Below are 21,422 nucleotides of genomic sequence, written 5' to 3'. Positions count from 1 at the left end.
CAAAATAAATGGTTAGCTTATCAAAATAAGGAGGAATAACTTTATGGCACAAAAAGATAAACAAACCTATAACACAGAAATGTATATAAAGAAAATAAAAGCAGCAAAAGAAGTATATGCAGAACGTAAGAAGTTCTTACAGAGTTTCTCACTTAAAAAGACAAAAGAGAAGCCAAAAGAAGGTGGCGGAGAAGTCGCAGCATCAAGTGGAGCTGGCGGAGCAAACTTTAATGGTGAGATGCCTACAGTCGCTCAATACACTGGACCAGATAATTACTTCGACAAAATCATAAACGGTAACTACCAAACAGGACTTAAAGGTAAGGTAGCTGGTACTGATAAGTGGAATCAACATATTAAAGAACAAGCAGCAAAAGCTGGAGTAAACCCTCTTATGGTTAAAGTGATTATGGCAACCGAATCTGGCGGAGAACACGATTCAAGACCAAACCCTTATAACTGTGTTGGATTAATGCAGACGGAAAAAAATATTACTGGTGAGCTAGGTTTAGATTTTGGTAAGGCATGTAATGACCCGATCTATAATATTTATGTAGGTTGCATGATTCTTAAAGAAAAACATAACTATGCTGGAGGAGTTATCTCTAGGGCTGCTGACAGATATTCACGCTTTAAAAGTCAAGGGTATGAATTAAAGCAAAACGTTCATGGGATTGCATGGCTATATAACGGTTTTAGTGTACCTAGTAACGGAAGTAGTAAGGTTACAACTGGTGGGTATATTTATGGGAACCAAGTAGCTGAGATGTATAAAGGTTTCGGAAGAGATCCATATGTAGAGTCAATTTTAACCCTAGATGTTTTATCTGGTGGAGGCGCTGGTGGAAGTTCATCTTCTGCTGGTGGTAAAGGAACAGGTGGTAAATGGGAGTACGGAAAAACATTTGCAAGCGGTGCAGAAGTAGTTAAATTCTTAGACACTGTAGATACGACTATGATCAATGGTATCTATGTCCATCATACCTGGAACCCAAACCATACAAGTGCTAAAGGTCAGACACTAGCAAAACTAAACGACGACATGAGAAGATTTCATACACAAACAAATGGCTGGGACGATATCGCGCAACACTTTACTATCGGTGTAGATGGACAAGTAATTCTTGGACGTAACATTTCATCCGTACCATGTAGTGCAAAAAACTATAATGGTACAGCTGCTAATCATCCAGCAATGTATGAAATGATTGGAAACTTTGATAAGGGCAATGATACTTTACAAGGCAAACAGTTAGAATCTGCTGTTGCTATCGCCAAGTATTTTGCTGGCAGACCAAATGGTGTGAAGTTTCACCGCGAAGGATTAATTAATGGTCAAGAACCGAAAAGTTGTCCTGGTACTGGAGTTGATAAAACTTGGTTTATGAATCTAGTTACAGGCAAGGCAAAAGTAAGTGCATTTTCTGCTCAAGCAGCACCTTTATCAGATAATGAGATTGAAGGGAATTATGCAGCTGGCTGTGACCTTTATCAAGATCCGGTAAAAGAAGTTGTTGCTGAATCCCCAGCCAAGCTACCACCAACAGAAGAGGAATTAGCATCCGCTAGAAGTTTTGCACTTAAGATAAGTATTCCTACTGCAAAACTAAAAGAGAGTAGAATCATTGCCCCAGACTACCCAAGGTCAAACTATGTGGAAGACTTTAAACTGTCATCCAGTTATGACATGAAGAAAAAATATTCCCCATTACCTCCAAACGAGTTTATTCATTTAAATGGACCTCAAGAGAATTTCTACACAAGTGAAGCAAGACAAGCTTTTCGTCTTCTTAAAGATCGACTCGGATATAGAACCTTAAAAATAGCTAGAGGGTTTGATCCTTCTGATGGAGAGTCTTCTCATTCTATTGGTATTTCTATGGATATTTATGCTGATTCAACGGAAGAAGCAATTTATATAGCTGACACTGCATGGTTAACAGGATTCCGTGCTATTGCAGTTGGTCCTAATTTTGTTCATATTGATATTGGCCCTGAATCGACTTGGGGCTATGACAATCTACCACTTTATAGAGGACCAGGTACATTAAGGGCAGGTGAGTTTAGTTATGGCTACAAACAAAGAAACCTATAACCTCGAATCATATAAGAGAAAAATTAAAGCAGGTAAGGAAGAGTATAAAAAAAGAAAAGAGTACCTTGCTAAATTTGAACTTCCTAAAACCGATGAAGAGGAAGAAGTAGAAGAAACTTCCGATGATAGTAAAAAGTCTGAAGACCAAGGTAGCGCCGTAAAAGAACCTGAGGGAGGAGTTGGTAGCTTCACAGGTTCGGGTGAACTGGGCGTTCCTGCAGAACCAAAATCATATAGGTTCACTTCTGTTATGGGAGCACGTTGGGGAACAAACCATAATGGGGTGGATTTAGCTCCAAACACACCTGGCGATACCAACTGCAAGATACTTTCTGCAGGTGATGGGGTTGTTCTTCAAGCTAGAAGTGGGGTAAGTGGATTTGGTACTTGGATAGTTATTAAGCATAAGGATGACTTATATACGATTTATGGCCATATGCCCCCTAATACACTAAAAGTAAAAACCGGAGATGCGGTAAAAAGAGGACAACATATTGCAAATATGGGTATGCAAGGGCAGTCAACGGGTGTCCATTTACACTTTGAGGTTTGTACAGACTTTAATAATAGAAAAGGGACAACAAAAAATCCTGAAGACTACGTTAATATTCGAGGCAGCGCTTCAGCTATTCAAGTAAATTCTATTGCACCTAAGGTTAGCTTCTCAGCAAAAGCAGATGAGAAAGAAGAAGGCAATGAAAAACCAATGCATGCTCTTTATGAAAAGGATGGAGCAGAATTATCGGAAGAAGAAAAACTAATTGATCAGACGTACAGAAGTTCTTTCCCATACCTACCAGTTCAATTCATAGAGGATTCTCTTAAGAAGGGTGACATGACAAGAGAGTACTTTCTCCTTAACCGTGTTGGTTGGGCTCGAACTACCAAGTATGAAAAAATGGTTCCCTTAAATAAGGAAAGATTTATTCATAGTGAAAAATACGATGGTCATGAGGGGAATCTTTATTCACCAGACGCAAAAAGGTTGTTTGAAAGCTTGCTTTTGAAAACCCAAAAACCTTATTTTGAGGTTATTAGTGGTTTCCGCTTTAGTAACCCCGGTCAACTTTCACCTCATGAAGCAGGTTGTGCAATCGATATTCTTGTTAGAAGCATAGACGAAGTAAGAGAAATTGCAGACTGTGCATGGCAATTAGGTGTAAGATCTATTGCGATTGGTGGAGACTTCGAAAACAATAAGGGGTTCATACATATAGACATTGCTCCAAAAGGGAAAGACATTAAATATGATGGAGTTCCTATCTATGGTGGACCAGGAAAGTGGGTGACAGCATGACAATTAAAGAGTATTTAGAACAGCATAAAGGTACAACATGCATTGAATATGGAACTTTATTCATTGGTATAAGTGAGGATCATGGCGAGTTATTTTTCTATCATAAAGAGGATGGGAAAATCAAAGGACCATATCAATTTCTTGTAGCCTATGAGCATATGCAAGAATTAATCACTAAACCTATGACAGACGATTTCTTAACTCAAGAAAGAATTAAAGAGAAGGTGATTCGATGAATTTCAACAGTCCAATTCATCAATCTATTTACAGTAAAGTAGTTGTACCGTCTTTAAATAGATTACAAGGAACAATCGAAGGCTATGTGATCCAAGTGGATTATACGAAACTAACATGTGAAGTAGTCTACTCCGATGAAAACAGTCATGCTTTACGAACAATGAAAAACGTATCTTTACCTAAAGATGGGGATGGTGTATTTACACAAGCTGTTAAAAATGGTGACAGGGTGTCTATCTCTTTTAAAAACAAGTCAAAAGAGTCACCTTATATATCTACAGTGTACAAAGCAAATCATAGTGATGAAAATTATCTAAGTCCCTATGGTGGAAGAACAATTCGTCAATCTCGTATTTTTTAGAAAGGAGGATTCCAATGAATGAAGCATATGTAAATAAGACATATGGTGATGGAGATAAAGATATTCATTATCCTTATTGGCGACAAGTATTACAAGAGGAACTCGTTAATTTTAAAACTAAGAGTTTGGAAAAAGAATTAGAGAACTGGCAATTTATTAGTGAAGATGAAATTGCACTTAAACATCCAGTTACAGGTTCAACCTTTAAACTCTGCGATGATGGTTCAATTGAAATGTTTGTGAATGAAGACACAGGTATTCGATTGGATGCTAAAGATAATGGAATCATCTTTTATGGTGACAGTATTCATTTTGCTACAAAGGAAATGAGGATGCATACAAAACCATACGGATTCATTTGGAATAATCATAACCTAAATCCTTATCTGTATTATGGCGACAAGGTAGGGGAAAAGAGACATATTCCAAAAGCTTCAATGGTTTCTATGTTGCAAGATGGACCGAATAATATTAATGTTCCTTTATTCCAAGAACAAAAGAGAAAGCACTATTACGATGAAAAAGTTACATCTATGATTGAGGATCTAGGAATAGAAACTTCAAGAATAAAGAGAGGAGGATAACAAATGAAAGTCGATTTTCGTTTTACACCGGAAGGAGATTTAGAGCTTGGTTCTCCTAGTTACAACGACTTTGATGAATTACTCTATATCGATTCGGTTGGAAATATCTCAACAGATAGTTCAGAAGGATTATTAGTAAGAGATATCCCGCTTCAAGTATCCTATTTGAGTGAGAAGCAGGTAATACTCAATCGATTAAGAACAGACAATCCAGATTGGTTTATACATCAAGATATAGGAGCAGACTTATCTGAATTAATTGGTCTTCCTAATACAAGGGAGACAGGAGAATTAGGAAAATCCCTAATTGAGAAAAGTTTAACTAGTGACAAGTTCATACCACCTAGTGACTTAAGTGTTAGACCAGTTCCTGTTAGTTCTAGCGAAATACTTTTCTATATAACTGTTAGAAGAAAAGCAACGGATCTAGTTTTACCAGTTCTATTCAATTTAGAACATGGTTTGTTATCAGAATATGAGGTGAACAGTTAATGAGAAAATCAAAAGATGAAATGCTCGAAGCGGTTTTGACTCGACTTCGAACTGAAGGTGGAATTACTGAAACAAGTCCAGGTTCCATTGCTCGTATGTTTTCAGAAGTAATGATAGAAGAGTTTAGTCCCTTCTACGATGAATTAGAATTAATTATTCAAATGGGCTTTATTTCAACATCAACAGGTGGATACTTAGACCTTATTGGTGAACTGTTAAACTGTACTCGTGATGGAGATGAATCTGACGACAACTATCGTGCAAGAATCTCCAATCAGGTATCTGTTGAACAGAATGCAAATCTAATTGCTATCCGTTTAAAAACACTGAGAATTGATGGCGTTGCAGATGCTCAATTCAAAAGATTTACAAGAGGTACAGGCTCGTTTACTTGCTATGTTACTCCTCAAGTTTACCCAATTGAAAACGATCTACTAACTCGTGTAGAAAGCGTTATAGATGAAGTGGCTGCTTATGGTATGAATGTAGAAGTAAAAACAAGTGAGTACAACCCCGTGGATATCACCCTCAACTTAATTTTCCACTCTAAAACAACTTCTCTTGAAAGACAACACATCCGTAACAAAGTCGTTCAAAATGTCGGAGCGTACATGAAACAATTAAACATGGGTTCTCCAATTATTATCAATGAAATTATTCAGCGCGTAATGGAAACAAGCGAACAAATTCTTGATATGGAATTTAAAAAACTTGTTGTTGGTGAAAAAGAATATTTCATTAAGAATGTTGAGCCTTCATTAGAAGAACGATACTTCTTAAGAAAAATTAATGTAGCTTAGAAAGCAGGTGACACCATTGTTAAACAAACATACAACAAGTATGATGTCCATGCTTCCGCAATGGATGAAGATGGCCAAAGACGAGAAATCTGTAGGGGCACTATTTTTAGATGCATTTGGTGTTGAACTATCAGACATTGAACGTTACATAGAGCAAGCTTGGAACAACATGTATATCGGTACAGCAAACTTACAAACAGCAGATTACTGTTATAAGATTCCGCTTGCTACTCGTGACGTTGTAGATGTTGAAACACCAAATCGTCACGTTCGTTTAGTTATTGATGGTGTGCGAAGAGACTGTATGCCAATGGATAGTTTACGACTATTTTTTGAGAGTGACGACAACGCCTACATGATTGATACCATTGAAGGTTATGTATATATCAAAGTAACGGATTACTACATGCAAGATAATATCTTTAAACCATTCGATGCAATTGAAGTAGGGGATACCCTTCATTATGAATATATGCTTCATCATATCTGGAACGTATTTGATGAGTTTGGTATGTTGCTAGGCATTTCTAGATTACCGGGCGAAAGAAACGAAGCTTTCAAGAATCGTATCTTAGATGTTTTTAAGAATCCTGGTGGAGCAACAAAGAAAGGGCTTATTAATGGTATTAGTAGAGAACTTGGCATTGATAAATCTCAAGTTGAATTAGGCTCGCTATCTGATGATAAGTATGTTCAAACAAAACTTATGAATACAGATGGGACACCTTCTCAAACATATATCCAATACGTAAATCAGATTAATAGTAATCTAGGTTTCTCTTGGGATCATATGAACTGGGGAGAAGCTTATTGGCGCAGCATTGAAGAAAACAATATGGGGTTTCATTACCTGCCTCATATCTGGGACGGTTTCTCTGCTTCATGGAAGGATAACGAAGTTCAATCAGGAATTGGTAGCGGTGATGACTTACTAGTAACTGCTCCAAAAGAAGAGTCTTCTGTTCGCGAATTCAAAGCCTATGTTGGGCTACATGGTACAGAGGAACAAATTGAAGAGAATCACCCAGAAATTCAATTTAAGTACAAGATAGTTGCAAAAGGGAAAATACCAAATGATGAGTATGATTTAGAGGATTACAAATATACAGTAATGGCTTCTGAAATTATTCCACTTCATTACGTATTAGTAGCTTTACGTGAATTCCTATATCAAACTCATATCACTTGGGATAATCGTTACGGTTATACTTTTAGCGACAACACATCTCCTGGTATGGAAATTGTTACAGGAGAAGATATCCTTCACAATAATGAAGAGCCACAAATTAAAGTCCATGTAGAAATGAAAACTGCTGATAGAACAGTGACACCTGTTTTAGAAGAGCTTATAGTGGACTGGATCGATCAGAGTGACGCACCGCAGTCTTACAAATTAACAACTGATGAGGACTTTACTCTAAACAATACAATGACCCAAACAACGTTAGCCGATGTAGAAGTTGGTAACGGCTCTGTAACTCTTGGTAGGGGTTCATTCTCTGCAGTAATAGATACAGAGGGTTCATTTTTAAGAGGATCACAAGGTATATCCGTAAGAGTTAACCGAGAAGGTTCTTTATCTCTTAACCTACCAAAATAACAAGGAGTGGATAAATAATGGCTGAAACTGGATCAGTACAAAATGCAGTTGGGAATAATATTTATCCCGACTTAGTTCTTACTCGTTTCCCTGAATTATTCGATGAGCGTAGTGGTTCTAAGTCAAATCCCAACTTGCTTCGATGGACAAACCTTAAAGATTACAACATGGCTGAACATGTAAACTCGCTACAGGATGCTGTAATGGCAGTACAACGTATGCTAGGAGAATTAGCTCAAATGCCAGCTGCACCAAAGGATGTAAACGGAAAACCTATTACAGACCCAAACGTGCTACTAAACCTTAAACGAACTTCTACCGTTAAGTCTCGTATAGATGCACTTGAGACTCATGATTGGTATGCTGAATTCGATAAGCGATACGGTGGACCTACATGGGCTTTCGATAAGGATAAGACTACAAATCCTACAATTCAACAACACCGTCACTTAGGTAGTACTTCGGGGATTCCTGGTATGCCGGAGAAGATTATGCTTACACAAGAAGTACAAGGTAAACTTCCAAAGGCAAACGTTGATTTAACAAAGACTGCTACAGGAATCACCGGTTCAGATATCTATGTAGAATCAACTTCAAATACAAAAGTAGCTGATGCGATTAACGACAAGATTTCTGAAACAACAGGTGGAACAATCGCACAAAATGCAGAGCTAAAGGTATTAGGGAAGACAAACACTCGATGGACAAGAGAGTTCGATTCAAATGATGCATCTTCAACTGGCAACACTGCAGTTGCTGATTCAAAAACATTATTAAACAAAGCAATCGAGAGTGGTGCTACTGCTGCTTCAGACCTGCTAAATGCACCATTAGATGGAATGCATTACGGTCGTTATGTTGCGGTTGTAAGATTATCAGCAAGTAGTCTTCCTTCTAATGCGGTTGTTGAGGTTTCTGCAGTTAACTCAAAGACAAACCAAGTTATTAACAAAACTACTTTAAACGGAACAGACTTCGATACAAGTGGACAATATAAAACATTCTACTTGATCTTCAATCATGATGGTTCTACAAAATTACGTGTTCGAAAACTAGCTACAACTTCTTCTGTAAAAGTTCGTTTCGATTATGCGATTGTTGAACCAGTTCACCCAGCGGTATTTGATCGCTAAGAAAGGATGTTATATAAATGGCAAAACGACCAGAAGGGTTATCTCCTAATTTTAACTCCATCGTTTCTCCAGACGTTCCTTCCTCACTCATTTTTTCATGGACATTCATTAAAGAAAACTCTAATGATTATCAGAAAGATGCAGAAGTAAAGGTATATAAAACGGGCTCTAACACAGCCCTTGTTACCTTCCATTCAGGAACAGATACTCAAGTAGATATAACTTCTCATCAGGGTGTTCTTGACCTAGAGCAAACTTATGAATGGGAAGTAAAAGTAACAGCTGCTAACGACTCTACTGCTTATAGTGGAAGAAAAAGATTTAAATTTGGACCTGTATTTTTACAGGATGGACTTGTATGGCCAGATGGACCAGAAGCATATGAGTACATCGGGACTCGTAAATACTTTGAGGAAATTAGAGAAAACGCTGCCTCAGTAGTAGATGATTACGTAGTAGATTCTATAGAAGAAAATGATGCGTTAGAAAAAGCTTTGGCTTTATTTACTCGTGAAACGGTTCCTAGCCGTACCGATTTTGAAAACCTCGAAAGTATCCTGTGGTTAATTGCAAAAAAAGAAGATACATATCGAGATGAAATTCAAAGACTTATTGAAGATGGTCTAGGTGCTCAAGATATTCACAAGATATATACAATCTTTGACCGTCTTATTAGAATCCCACCAAAAGAACCAAGTAATGTGTACTTAACATTTGGTGGCTTTGAAAAGCTTTATGTAAAAAGTGGAAGGGCGTACAACAATGGTAAAGAGGACTTATCTGTTGATGTTAATTGGCAGCCCTCAGATCTTAAACCAGGTACATGTACGGTTAACTTTTTAAATGAGCTATCAGAAGATGTTTCGTATTACAAGGTTGAGCTAGAGGTTGGTTTCACTGACAAGACTTGTACTCATACATTATTTTATCGAGTAGAAGATGTAGAATCATTTGGAAGAAAAATCAATATTCCAATGGATCATATTAATTTTGTACATCTTTCTTCCTCAAAAGAAACGCGTTATGTTTTACGAGTTTCTGCAGTAGACAAAAGAAAAGAACAGTCAGTGCCTTACTACAAACCCTACAAAGTGGACAATGTTCCCCTTGGTGTAGCAAGTTATAACCTACGTGTTCAACAATACGATTTATCAAATCAGTGGATAACCCAGTATTACTACGACATTTACAACGGTCCAAATACAGCTTATGTTCATAATGTAACAGGCAATGTAGATGGTGTTTATCATTATGCTGTTCGTGTATTTGATATAAATGGGAATGTAAGCGATTGGTTTTGGATCTTGGATTATATAAAAATTGATCCACTAAAACCTCCCGCAGCTCCAAAACCTCGTATGGCGTGGTCTTCACAACATGAACTGAATTTCATTTGGGATGCTGTTCCTACCGCTGAGTATTATGAATATTTACCTACGTGGTGGCCAAACCCATCTATACAAAGAACAAACACTTTGGACTCACCTCATGTATGGTTAAATCCAGATACAACATATGTTCAAAAAGTAAGAGCTGTAAACCGAGCGGGCGCATCACCTTGGGCTACTGTTAGTGGTAAAACACAACCAAGACCAATTATTGAGAAGTACCAAAAGGGTGCAGGAAGCAGAACATGGCGTACAAATTATGTCATTTTAATGCAGAATGGCAGAATTATAAGAAATCCATCTGAATGGCGCAACGAGTACGATGATCGAGAAGTATTTCATGGAGAATGGATAGAGCTTGAAGCCAAAAATCAGGACGGCCTTGATGTTAAAAAGGGAACAAGATGGGGTAACAACAAATGTTTATTCTTCCTTGATCATAATGACTGGAGACAAAAATTACAGGGGAAAGAAATCTTAGATGTTCAGTTTTATATTCGCAGAAGAAATACCGGACATGGGTATAAGAATGATGGTCGTTTTCTTCATGTGTGGGCTCACAACTATGGAGGTAAATGGGACCTCCCTTCAGCAAAAGATGGACCATATCTATTTAATCATCAAAAGATAGAAAGAATAGATTTCAACCGAGGAGAGTCTCACTGGATCTCTCTTAATAAATCGTTTGGTGAGGGATTACGTGACGGATGGATTAAAGGAATTGCATTCTATCATCCTGAGGCGGAGTATGGCCCATACTCTTACATGCGTTTTGATGCTTACACGTTCCAATTTTACGTTAAATATCGATAGGGAGAGAGCAATCTCCCCCTTATTTTTTTAAGGTGGTGACACAGATTGGCACAGTACCAAAGAAACTTTTATTCTAGTTCATTATATGGACGACTAAAAGCATTTTATGGAGATTATCTAACAGAAGAATTTGATGCTCAAGAACCTTTTAGCTATCATATTGATGCAAAAATCCAAGCACAATTACCTTCTACTTTTTACGCAGCAACAAGCAGAGAATTTACAAGAACCGATGCAACCAAATGGACAGTATCGGGGACTGATATTAAAACAAGAACTGCTAATACACCAGTGGAATTCTTGGCTACAGGTGACAATTTGGAAGTTCATGTACGACTTCAAAACGTGGGTACTCAGAACATCGAAGCGAAGTTGTACAAAGAAGAATTAGTATCAGAAACATACCAATGGGTAGAGAAACAAACAAAGTCAATCAATACATTATCCCTAACAAATCCAAATAAAGTAGATAAAATCGTTTTTGATTCTTACGGTTTTGGTGATTATAAAGTAGTTATCAAAGCACTTGATACGACAGCAGATGCAATCATTGTTGGAGGTAAATTAAGAACAAGTGATTTCAATATTGAAATTCGTACCTCTGCTAATAAAACTACATGGTCGCAATGGGAGCCGATTACTTTAACGAAAACATTTATTCAAGGACAGGATTATTTATGTACAGGACAGAGCACAACATTATATCAAAACGTTCGTTATGTTCAAGGAAAAATAATTTTACTATCTTCGGATAATGCTACTTCTCCAATTATTGATAAGGTTGAATTACGTTCAGAAGATAGTGGGTTGTATGATCAAAATGGTGATTACACTGTTAAAATCGATATGACGCAAGTAGCAACAAGTGTTGGTAAGACATTCAAGTATGCAAGTAAGATACGTTTTGTTCAAAAGCAGCCAACTGGTACTGAAATGAATATTCGTTCTTCTTCTAGTCGAGACAATATATTCTGGGGCCCGATAACAGCACCTTATCGCCAAAATACAAAACGTCTTCGATTAAAGCGCGGAGTAACAAATCATAGTGTGACATTAGGCCCAATCAATGAAGGAACTAAATTTGACTTTAGTAAGACAACAGCACTTTTAAATTGGGACACACAAGCGTTTCCTCCAAAAGATACGAGTAATACCAAGATATCGTATGTCTTCTCTAAAACAAGAACAAATCAAAAAGACCCTCGAAATCTTCTTCAGGTAATTGATAATCCGATGAATGTAAAAGATCGAGCAATGAAGTTTTCTCCTCAACCATATTTCCTAACTGTAGAAATGACACGTTCTTCAGTAAGAGGAACACCGGTAGTTGACCTTATAGATATTTACCAAAACATCTTATACAAAGAAGTAGTCAATGTAATCAACAAAGATGTTTCTGCAGTAGATGGTTTAAGTACAGGAAGAAAATCACTTCAAAAGATTAGTGATTATCCGTTTAAGTACCCAAGCACCTCAAATCAAATTCCGTTTAATCAGCAACAAATTACTTCTGCTCAACAAAAGTATGAGCTTACAGACCAAACAAGAAGACCTTCTGATGTAATGATTTACCTCAAATCAGAAGAAAGTAAAGGATCTAGAACGGGCAAATCTACATCTGCATCCGATGAAGTAATCGCAAAAGCTATTCAAAGGAAATTGGAGTTTGGAGGAAAAACAGGAGTTCTTATGCATTACCAATATGGTGCAGGGAAGGTTCAATACTTAAGACCTTACGAAAGAGAACTGGATTCTACATTCACACCATTCTTACTATCTAATCTTAAATATCGTTATTACATTCAAAATGGATGGCCAAACGAATTACATAAGGTTGTTAATGGGCAAACATTGAATGATGTAGCTGAAATGTATAACACAACGGTAACTGCAATTAAAGCTACCAATAAGGATATTCTTCTGAATGAGGATGGAACATTAGTGAAGGACCAACTTATCACGATGCCAAACATATCTAAAAACAATGAGGTTTCTCTATTGTTTAAGAACGGTACGGTTTATACGCAAAAATCTAGTCATAACTCAGTCTATGACAAAGATCATGGTGTAAACGTTACAGACTTCTCAAGTGAACCAATAAGTATTAAGGTTCCAAACACTCCTCCAAAAGGGTATGTAGATTGGGCATCAGAAGAAAAAATTTATACTGGTGTAATTAATGCGAATGATATCCGCGGTGAATTTGTTCGTACACAATTCAACCTTTCAACTCTTGCAGATTTCAATCGTGAATATGTAGTAATAGAGGGTGATACTTGGGAAAGCATTGCTACTAAGTACGATATTCACGTACAAGATCTGAAGGTAGCTAATGATTCAATTGAAGAATTAAAAGTAGGAAGTATAATCATCATTCCTCCAAATATCATTCTTCCTGCACTAGCTCCTGAAGCCGAGTTCGAAAATGCGATGCCTTATGAGATTTCTATTATTGAAGATTCTGTTCATAAGAAAAATGGAGTTAGAATTGATGAGTCCTTTGTTCCTATTGATTGGAATGGAAAACACCTTCCTCTTGAAGTTACATATAGAACTTCTGAACTTCTTACAGCTGAAATGGTCAGAGGTGCAGATGCTAATGGAATGGACCCCCTTCCTTTAAGTGATGTTATTGAGATTGTTTCTTGTAAGAAAAAGACTGGAAGTGTAACATATCACATCTGGAACGACACTTTAAAAACAGGTGACTTCAAATTAAAGAGCAACTACATTGATTGGTCTCCATCTCAAGCAGGAGTACTAGAGCCTGCAGCAGGAGAGGAATACGTTGTTGTTTATAAGCGTCGTGAAGTAGACAGCGTAAAAGTTCATTTAGATACAACTTACTTTGAAAAAATGGGAACAGACATTGTATGGCGTTCACCTGAAGTAAAAGTATTTGATGGGGTTTGTACACCAACAGAAGACTTTAAACTGGAACTTCCTACTCCTCAATCTTTCGAAAGATATGATAGTATCTACAAGAATATCGGATACATTATTGAGGATAATGACTTGTGGGTAGAAACAAGTGTTCAAGATATCGATGGCAAGAAGTTCTTAGTAGGAACTCTGAATGGAAAAGATCCAAGTAAGAATTGGCATCCTGAAATTCAGAAGGGGTACTACTACCTAAAAGAACAAGAGCACTACCTATATTCAGAACCATTAAAAACGGTACTTACTGAAAAAGAGTTACCAACAGCTGATGGTATCGAATATGTAAATGGGCCAACTGGAATAGGAGCAATGTTATTACCTACTAGTAGTAACATTGTTAAAGATTCTGTATTTGAGAACGATGATTGGAAAAAGGCTAAGGTCTTTAATGCCACATCATTCTAGAGTAGTTAGGGAGAGGATAGATTCCTCTCCTTTTCTTATGGACATTAATAAGAAATAAAGGTTAGATTGTCAAAAGAAATCAATAAAAAGGTGGTGCAGAAATGTTCACTAATCCGGGAACAATTATTAAACATGCTACAATCCCAAATGCTATTGTGTTCCAAAGTGAGGGATATGTTTCTATTTCAAATGAACTCTATGAAGATAGTAAAGTAGTATTCTCGTTTGCTAAGCCAACGGAAAAAGTAGTATTAATCCCTAAATATTTAAGTGATGGAAACTTTTTGTTTGCTTCTCTAGATAAAGAATACAAGTTGCATATAGGCGGAATCGTAAAAGATTCTGAAAAGATTTATGGAGTCGTAGATGTAAAGGATAATATCTTAGATTCTAACACCCTAACAATCTCTTCGAACGGATCTCATTTTACAGTTACCTTAAACAATAAAACAGTTTTTAAATTTGAGTCTGCTTTATTTGTTAATGGTCAAGTTCGTGTATATGGAGAAGCAGGAGAAATCTTTTACTCTTGTGAAATACAAGAACCTCAATCTACTGCATGGACAAGTAATGCAAACGGTGGAGGAATAGAGGTAAAAACAATTAAAATAGAAGACCATGAGTATATAAAACTCTTAGGCTCTACAACTAAGAAAGCGATGTTCTCTCAATCTATCTCTCTACTTGCAAAAGACCATACACTTTCATTCAATGCTCAAGGGAATGGTGAGTGTTTAATCAAGTCTGGGGAGACAGTGTTAAAACAAATTCCTATATCAAAAGGAGAGTTGTCCTACATCTCTCAAACTTTCAATGTAGCAACCCCACAAACAATTACTCTACTATTCCAAACAAATGGAATTCTTATCGTGGGAAAACACCAATTAGAAGACCGTGTAGATCCTACTCCATACATTCCGAATTCTAATATTACTAGTTCAGTAGTTCGTAAGGGGTCATCATTAAAATTCCCAGTAAAGAACTTATTTGATAAAAAAGCAGGGAGTATCTATTTAAAACTAACTACAAAAAACCGTATCGATAGAGATCAAACCCTTTTCCGTTCAGATACAAATGAACTATCTCTTGCAGTACGTGGAACTAATTTATCCTATACCGTTGGTGCAAGTTCAATTACTATCCCTAAAACACTTGAAGGAAGTACGTCATATGAATTGCTTTGTAGTTGGAATGATGAAGGTATTGAATTAACTATTAATGGTGAAAATGCGAAAGCTTTAAATACAGGACTTCTACTTACAACTCCTCAAGAATTGATTTTCGCAAATGAAGAAACACCTATTCAGGAAGAAGTTGTTTTAGAAGAATGGGCATTATTTAATAACAAATTACCAGCTACTTCTAACATTAAAACGCAGCTACCTTTTGCAGTTATGCAGTCTTTATTCGATGGTGGAATTAGTGGCCAGAATGTTACATGGTCTGAAATTCCCGTAGCTCCAATTGATCATTCACCTATCCTAGTTCAAAAAGAAAATGGAGATACGTTACAAAAAGTATCGTTCTTTGATCATGAAACAGGAGCATATCAAACATGGAATCAAGAACCATTCCGGTATGACGGTAAAAGTGACTTTGTTGAAGTTGCGTACAATAACCTTGATGAACAATTTAGGGACATCGCTATCCGTACAGAGGATGGAGAAAAAATAGGAGAACCTTATCGAATAGATGGTAAGAGATTCTATTTCTCTATTCACACAAACAGAAAAGCAGTATTAAAAAACAAAACGCTTTATGCAACGTACCAGGTAAATGATACCTATACAATTGATTACAATATCAAGGCTGTTGATGGGTACCGAATTGATTTTGCTAAACACGATGGTGGAAAAAGAATTGTATATCAAGAAGGAAATCGTTATGGTGAGCCAAAGAAGCTAGCCACAATGATTGATATGAATCCAATTCAAAACCAAAATCATGAAGGGTTCTTATATATTACAAACACAATAAATAAGACAGATAGCTTTAGAATTACAGCTACGCCAGATCGATTACATGCAGATGGAGCGAGTTTCTCAACACTTATTATCGAGCCACTTGATTATCAAGGAAACTTCTTGTCTCACTCTAACTTAGAGATTGTTGCTTCTAAAGGATTTGTTTCTAGACATGTATCAAGAGATGCAGTTGAAGCGCAAAAACGTTCAGGGCAATATCTATATCAATACCATGCTCCATATATCCAAGCAAAACGCGCAGGTGAGATTGTAGAAGATTATATTTGGATCACAGACAAAGATAATAATATCGGCGTTTGTTACAAGATATTATTAAGCCCTGTATCAAAACCAGATAAGGTTCAATTAACTCAGAGAGAGAAGAACTTGTTAACTGCAAAAACAAAGATCATTAACTACCTCCTTATGTATGAGGGAGTAGAAAGATATGAAGATGAAGTGCTTTTCTCTATCTTAGATTTTAATCAAGATGGTCGCGTTACGATGGACGAGATTTTAGTCTTAGAAACAAATCAAAAAGATAATGGACTGACTGTTATCTTAAACAAGTTGAAAGAATGGGAGGATACAAACCATGCAGCTGCAACCTCATAAAGACCTTGTTCGTAGTGGTCAAAGAAACCGCGGGTATGCTATTCGTATTGGTAATAAGGTTCCTAAGAATAGTACAAACCTTGCGTATGTACAATCAAAATCTGTATCACCCGAGGAGAACATCTTATTAGAAGATGTTTCTTCTCAAATTAAAGAAAACGGATTATCTAATTTCATAGAGAAAGATTACATGGTTTATCCAAACAATAAATTCTTATTAGAAACAGAATCCGGACAAGCTATTTTTCCTACTGATGCAGTCTATGTAACAGATGAATTTACTATTCGAAAGAACCGTCAAGATACTCCAAAACCAGTATTTTATGAGATGGAGTTAAAAGGACGTTTCGATGCAAGAACTGCTCAGGTTATTCCTTATCTGGGTGGCTTTTCTTCTGAAACTGAACAAGAAGCTATACCTCTAGAAGAGGTTGTACTAGATAAAAGAAATGACCTAGTTTATGTAGGGAATAGTATTCGTATTGAAGCAAACGGTGGACCATTACAAGAGGATGATATGTACAAGGTTCAATTAATTCGTGAAGATAATTTCATATACCGTATTGTTGTATTTACAAATTTCCGTAACAACAAAGATGTTACATACAAAGTAGTGTACCCTAACTACAGAAGTGACATTAAACAGAGTGAATTAAAAGAAGAAGTTCTTAATGCATATCCATTTTTCAAACAAGTAACAATGGATGAGTTTGAAGACATTGTTACTGATATGGAATCCGATCCAGACAAATACAAACACTTGAAAGTATACGCAATTGAAGAGAAGGGGAATGATTTTTCTTTCTACGCAACATCTGACGTTATGATTGCTAATTATCAAACACGTACACCTCAATTGTTTAAACATCGCGTCGAAGCTAAATTAAAAACAAAACTAAGTGAAACAAACCCAGGCAAGATGAACATTGGTTTTAGTTTTGTTCAATCGGTAGTGAATGTTGAAAACCTATCCTCAATTGGTAAGGCGATTAATGAACACCTGTCTCTTCCGAAGTACGTAGAATTACAAAACCCACATCCAACAGCAGTCGATCTCTTGAAAAAAGATGTTCGATATTGGGCAGTTAATCTTGATATGCCAGACCATCATTATGAGGATTATGATTTGCTTGTTATAACTGGTTACGGTAAGGCTGACTTGTCTATGTTTAAAGACAAGTTTGAGCATTACTTAAAGAATGGCGGTACGATCTGGGTAGATAATGCTGGTAGCGGAATCAATATTCTTGATTTCAAAACGAGCAAAGGGAATACATTCATTTCTGATATTGGGTTCTCGTCAAGCAGCAATGAATTTGGAGTTAAAGAAATTAAAAAAGACTCTCCATATATTAGCCGTTTGTTACCGATTCAAAACGTTGGGGCTTTAGGTTATGCGGATATTTCTCCTGCTATCTTATTTGGACAAGATGAAGTGAGTACGCAATGGGATACAATCGTAAAACACTTAAATGGTGGGCCTTCTATTATTAAGAAGACATTGTTTGATAAAGGTACTGTTCTTGTTTCTAACTGTGGAATATTTAGAGCTTTTTACCATAATCAGAAAGAGAGTGTAAACCTTGTTTTAAACTCAATCCTTTACCATTCAGAAGAACAATGGGTGTTTACTCCTTGGAGAAATGACTTTGTGTATCATCGAGATAATTTATTTGCTCAGGAATACAAAGTAAATAACACGGATGTTTATATTAATGACAGAAGTGATTACAACGCAAACCAAATTGTAGCTAAAAAAATCCTTTATAAGAATTGTAAAGAGTATGTGAAAATCTATTGCAAACCTTGGTTCTATAATGCTACAGGAGTGTATGAACATGCTGTAGATGGTGATAAGTCCATTCCTATTAACAACAGTGGATTTGAAAGCGGTCAGGTGGATGCAGGTGGACAACCTGTTACATCTTGGACAGCAGATACAGTAAATGCAATACCTTCATGGAATACAAAGAAGTTAGCTGGTCAAACCGTAACTTTCACACACGATTCTACAAAAAGTTTATTTGGTGTTCGTCAGGTATCCTTAGACTCTTCAAATGGAACAACGGGTGCTCAAGCCTTTTGGGAAAGTGAAGACATCTATGTATCTATTGATGATTATAAAGCGACTGTGTGGGCAACCATTGATCAGGTGCGAGGAATTACAACGGATGGTGTGAAAATCGGTATCTATAATTTACAGGGTGAAAAAATCTCTTCTTCAATTTCTATTACAGGGAAGAAAGATTGGGTTAAACTCGAAACGATCTTCCATATCGATAAACCTCAAAATATTAAGATTCGCATAGGCTTTGTAGATGGTAATGGATTCGGTAAAGCAAGTTTTGATGATGTCACATTAGATACAATTGGAGCGGTTAGAGGTGTTGCACAGAATGAAGGAGAAAAGGCTCTCTATGCATTCAGTATTAAACCAAATGCTACAACGATTGATATTGAAGCAGAAGGATTTGGAAATGCAGATATCACTAGGGCAACACCAGAAGTTCCATTCACATATACGATTATGCCATTTATCCATCAATGGATTTCTTTCGGTGTAGATGCAGGAACAGGACTAGAATATGGTCGTTATGAACGAATGTATGGGCCACCAGTTTCTTATTCTAAATCAATTCGTAAAACAGAAGGCTTAAAGAATTTAGGATACTTACATACGCTACTTCCTCCAGTGCCGAGTGGGAAAGAATGGTACGACAAGAACAAAATCTTCTACAAGATTGCACTTGGTTCAGAGAGTTTAGAAGAAAACAACTTAGTTAACCTAAAACTATTTGACCGTAAAACAGGCATGGAATGGTTCTATAGTGGAGATCTTGTTATTGGCCATAAAGATATTTTCTGGGCAACAGATAAACCAAGCTTTGTTCTTCATGCTGAAACTGGTTTTGAAACAATAAGAGCTTCTAAAAGGAACTTTGGATTGAAGTTAATTGATGACCGCCGTATCTACAGTGAACTTCCCCAGACAAAGGATGCTAAAGAAAACTGGTATTTAAGAATTCATAACGGACAATTCATTAAAGATGATCTTGGATATAAAGAGTGGTCAGAATTACATGTTAGTAAAAATCCTGATGTAATGAACCAGTACAAAGAGCGAGTTATGAAAAAAGAGAAGTATCAGGTTAACGAATACGCTTCTCAAATCTTTAATCCTTCTATTGGAATCATGACAGTAGAAAATGAAATGGAATACATGACTCCTTCAACAGTGAAAGTACCTCACAACAATCTGTTCGTAAGCCAAGGCTTTGTAGAAAAAGAACAACTTTTAGTTGAGGGCTTAGCGAATTCAGCCGGAACATTATTCCGAGCTAAACAAAAAGACTGGATTCGTAATGACAAGGTTCATATTTTTATCGATGCTGCAAATAACGGAAACATGGTGGAGATCTTCGAAGAATACCCATTCGAGATTAACCATGATGAAGGCACTATTTTCTTCCCAGGTAAAAATATAACAGGTAAAGTATACGCTACTTACGAGTACCGTAATTTCCGCTTGTATAAGAGAATCTACAAAAACACAAAAATGTCCGATGATTTATTAGAAAACAAACGTGTTGATCCAGTTACGAAAGAAGTAATCATGTATGGTTCGAAAGAAAACTGGTTAATCCAACCGGTACCAGTTCTAAAAACTACTAAAGGCAAAGCGACATCAGCTAATACAATTCCTGCTACAAATTATCGAATCGATTATGAAAAAGGGAAAGTAGTCTTTAAATTTGAACCAGTTGGTCCTGTATATGCAGATTATGGCTATTTCGAAAACCAAGAGCTATCAGCAAATGATTATGATATCCAAAATGGAATCTTCTTCTTAAAAGAAAACATTTCATTTAAAGATGATTTATTTGCTAAGTATTCTTATTTTGATAACTTCTACGAATACAAAGGCTTCTACAGTGAAACTCTTCGGACATTTCTTCATTTAGACCTCAATCCATCAGTTGGACATTACTCAACTCTTCCGATGACAACTTATGTAAATGGTGTTCAAAAGGTAGAGTATAAGAAAGTTCCATCTTCAAAGCTTCTTAATAAACTCATCCACATTTACATCGTTCCGGATTCTGAAAATGGAAACTCAATTCGTCACTGCTTCAGTAGAGAAGAGTGGAGAAATATTCAACAGTCGAACCCTATGTACTTGCTACTTGCCAAAGTTCAAGTCAGAGAGCATACAAGTGTTAAAGATGTAGTTGTTATGGATGCACGTACTCGCGGTGGTGGTATCTCTGAATCGCTATCAACTAAAACGATCGATGAGAGAGTGCAAGGAAGACAACGTTATTGGGACATTGGCAACTGGGATGGAAAAGCATTTTACCGAAATGGTGTCTTAATTGTCGCACTACCAAAGTCTATTCTTACTGAATACGGTGGCAGCTTATCTGAAGAATATGTAAAAGAAGTTATCGACAAGCACGTTGCTTATGGAACGTACTGCATTATTGAATGGGAGTGATTGGTGTGAATTATCCATTAGGAGTGTTCCAGTACTACGACAAGGAGACTGATACAACCCACTTACAGTGGAGTTATGTTGATGATCCGAATCTTACTCATTTTGAAGTTGAAATCTATGACCAAAACTTACGCAAATGGGTGAAGTGCGATGGGCGAAACGGCATCATAGAAAAACAACCGAAAATAGGAAGTAACTATTAA

General features: G+C 36.7%; 14 protein-coding genes. All 14 read left to right on the top strand.

Features of this window, described 5'->3' with window-relative positions:
* Positions 1-43 precede the first annotated feature (43 nt).
* On the top strand, positions 44-2,095 hold the full coding sequence (locus ASE54_RS29215) for a transglycosylase SLT domain-containing protein (protein ID WP_000057448.1): 2,052 nt from the start codon (positions 44-46) through the stop codon (positions 2,093-2,095).
* Entirely contained in the window at positions 2,070-3,392 is a 1,323-nt protein-coding gene (locus tag ASE54_RS29210; protein ID WP_000224638.1) for a M23 family metallopeptidase, read from the top strand. The genes ASE54_RS29215 and ASE54_RS29210 overlap by 26 nt, the downstream gene beginning before the upstream one ends.
* Positions 3,389-3,628 carry a hypothetical protein gene (locus tag ASE54_RS29205; protein WP_000152773.1) on the top strand — a complete coding sequence of 80 codons (240 nt, stop codon included), beginning with the start codon at positions 3,389-3,391 and terminating at the stop codon, positions 3,626-3,628. Before ASE54_RS29210 ends, ASE54_RS29205 begins: the two co-directional genes overlap by 4 nt.
* Positions 3,625-3,990, top strand: a complete 366-nt coding sequence (locus ASE54_RS29200; protein WP_001010564.1) for a hypothetical protein — start codon at positions 3,625-3,627, stop codon at positions 3,988-3,990. The genes ASE54_RS29205 and ASE54_RS29200 overlap by 4 nt, the downstream gene beginning before the upstream one ends.
* A 14-nt stretch (positions 3,991-4,004) precedes the next feature.
* A complete protein-coding gene (locus tag ASE54_RS29195) occupies positions 4,005-4,574 on the top strand; it encodes a hypothetical protein (RefSeq protein WP_001001212.1) in 570 nt (189 codons plus the stop codon).
* A 3-nt stretch (positions 4,575-4,577) separates the two neighbouring features.
* Positions 4,578-5,066: a hypothetical protein gene (locus ASE54_RS29190; protein WP_000861693.1), complete on the top strand. Its 489-nt coding sequence runs from the start codon at positions 4,578-4,580 to the stop codon at positions 5,064-5,066.
* Positions 5,066-5,866, top strand: coding sequence for a baseplate J/gp47 family protein (locus ASE54_RS29185; protein WP_001232164.1), 801 nt, complete (start codon positions 5,066-5,068; stop codon positions 5,864-5,866). Before ASE54_RS29190 ends, ASE54_RS29185 begins: the two co-directional genes overlap by 1 nt.
* Positions 5,867-5,873: 7 nt before the next feature.
* Entirely contained in the window at positions 5,874-7,466 is a 1,593-nt protein-coding gene (locus ASE54_RS29180; RefSeq protein WP_003310352.1) for a hypothetical protein, read from the top strand.
* A 17-nt stretch (positions 7,467-7,483) separates the two neighbouring features.
* Positions 7,484-8,599: a hypothetical protein gene (locus ASE54_RS29175; protein ID WP_000852183.1), complete on the top strand. Its 1,116-nt coding sequence runs from the start codon at positions 7,484-7,486 to the stop codon at positions 8,597-8,599.
* A 17-nt stretch (positions 8,600-8,616) separates the two neighbouring features.
* Positions 8,617-10,800, top strand: a complete 2,184-nt coding sequence (locus tag ASE54_RS29170; protein ID WP_001129305.1) for a hypothetical protein — start codon at positions 8,617-8,619, stop codon at positions 10,798-10,800.
* A gap of 45 nt (positions 10,801-10,845) precedes the next feature.
* Positions 10,846-14,145 (top strand): LysM domain-containing protein, encoded by a 3,300-nt coding sequence (locus ASE54_RS29165; protein WP_000090033.1) that lies wholly within the window; start codon positions 10,846-10,848, stop codon positions 14,143-14,145.
* Positions 14,146-14,246: 101 nt separating this feature from the next.
* On the top strand, positions 14,247-16,724 hold the full coding sequence (locus ASE54_RS29160; RefSeq protein ID WP_000494916.1) for a hypothetical protein: 2,478 nt from the start codon (positions 14,247-14,249) through the stop codon (positions 16,722-16,724).
* Positions 16,705-21,219 (top strand): hypothetical protein, encoded by a 4,515-nt coding sequence (locus ASE54_RS29155; protein ID WP_001176908.1) that lies wholly within the window; start codon positions 16,705-16,707, stop codon positions 21,217-21,219. Before ASE54_RS29160 ends, ASE54_RS29155 begins: the two co-directional genes overlap by 20 nt.
* Positions 21,220-21,224: 5 nt before the next feature.
* Positions 21,225-21,422, top strand: coding sequence for a hypothetical protein (locus ASE54_RS29150; protein ID WP_001108869.1), 198 nt, complete (start codon positions 21,225-21,227; stop codon positions 21,420-21,422).

This window comes from Bacillus sp. Root131, from assembly GCF_001429475.1.
In the GTDB taxonomy this organism is placed as follows: Bacteria; Bacillota; Bacilli; order Bacillales; family Bacillaceae_G; genus Bacillus_A; species Bacillus_A thuringiensis_S.
The sequence above is the reverse complement of the archived record's forward strand: the minus strand, read 5'-3'. Positions and strand labels throughout refer to the sequence as shown.

What these genes read in the sequence shown, in the direction of transcription:
- ASE54_RS29215 (WP_000057448.1), top strand. Translation starts at nt 44, where the DNA reads ATGGCACAAAAAGATAAACAAACCTATAACACAGAAATGTATATAAAG.
- ASE54_RS29210 (WP_000224638.1), top strand. Translation starts at nt 2,070, where the DNA reads ATGGCTACAAACAAAGAAACCTATAACCTCGAATCATATAAGAGAAAA.
- ASE54_RS29205 (WP_000152773.1), top strand. Translation starts at nt 3,389, where the DNA reads ATGACAATTAAAGAGTATTTAGAACAGCATAAAGGTACAACATGCATT.
- ASE54_RS29200 (WP_001010564.1), top strand. Translation starts at nt 3,625, where the DNA reads ATGAATTTCAACAGTCCAATTCATCAATCTATTTACAGTAAAGTAGTT.
- ASE54_RS29195 (WP_001001212.1), top strand. Translation starts at nt 4,005, where the DNA reads ATGAATGAAGCATATGTAAATAAGACATATGGTGATGGAGATAAAGAT.
- ASE54_RS29190 (WP_000861693.1), top strand. Translation starts at nt 4,578, where the DNA reads ATGAAAGTCGATTTTCGTTTTACACCGGAAGGAGATTTAGAGCTTGGT.
- ASE54_RS29185 (WP_001232164.1), top strand. Translation starts at nt 5,066, where the DNA reads ATGAGAAAATCAAAAGATGAAATGCTCGAAGCGGTTTTGACTCGACTT.
- ASE54_RS29175 (WP_000852183.1), top strand. Translation starts at nt 7,484, where the DNA reads ATGGCTGAAACTGGATCAGTACAAAATGCAGTTGGGAATAATATTTAT.
- ASE54_RS29170 (WP_001129305.1), top strand. Translation starts at nt 8,617, where the DNA reads ATGGCAAAACGACCAGAAGGGTTATCTCCTAATTTTAACTCCATCGTT.
- ASE54_RS29160 (WP_000494916.1), top strand. Translation starts at nt 14,247, where the DNA reads ATGTTCACTAATCCGGGAACAATTATTAAACATGCTACAATCCCAAAT.
- ASE54_RS29155 (WP_001176908.1), top strand. Translation starts at nt 16,705, where the DNA reads ATGCAGCTGCAACCTCATAAAGACCTTGTTCGTAGTGGTCAAAGAAAC.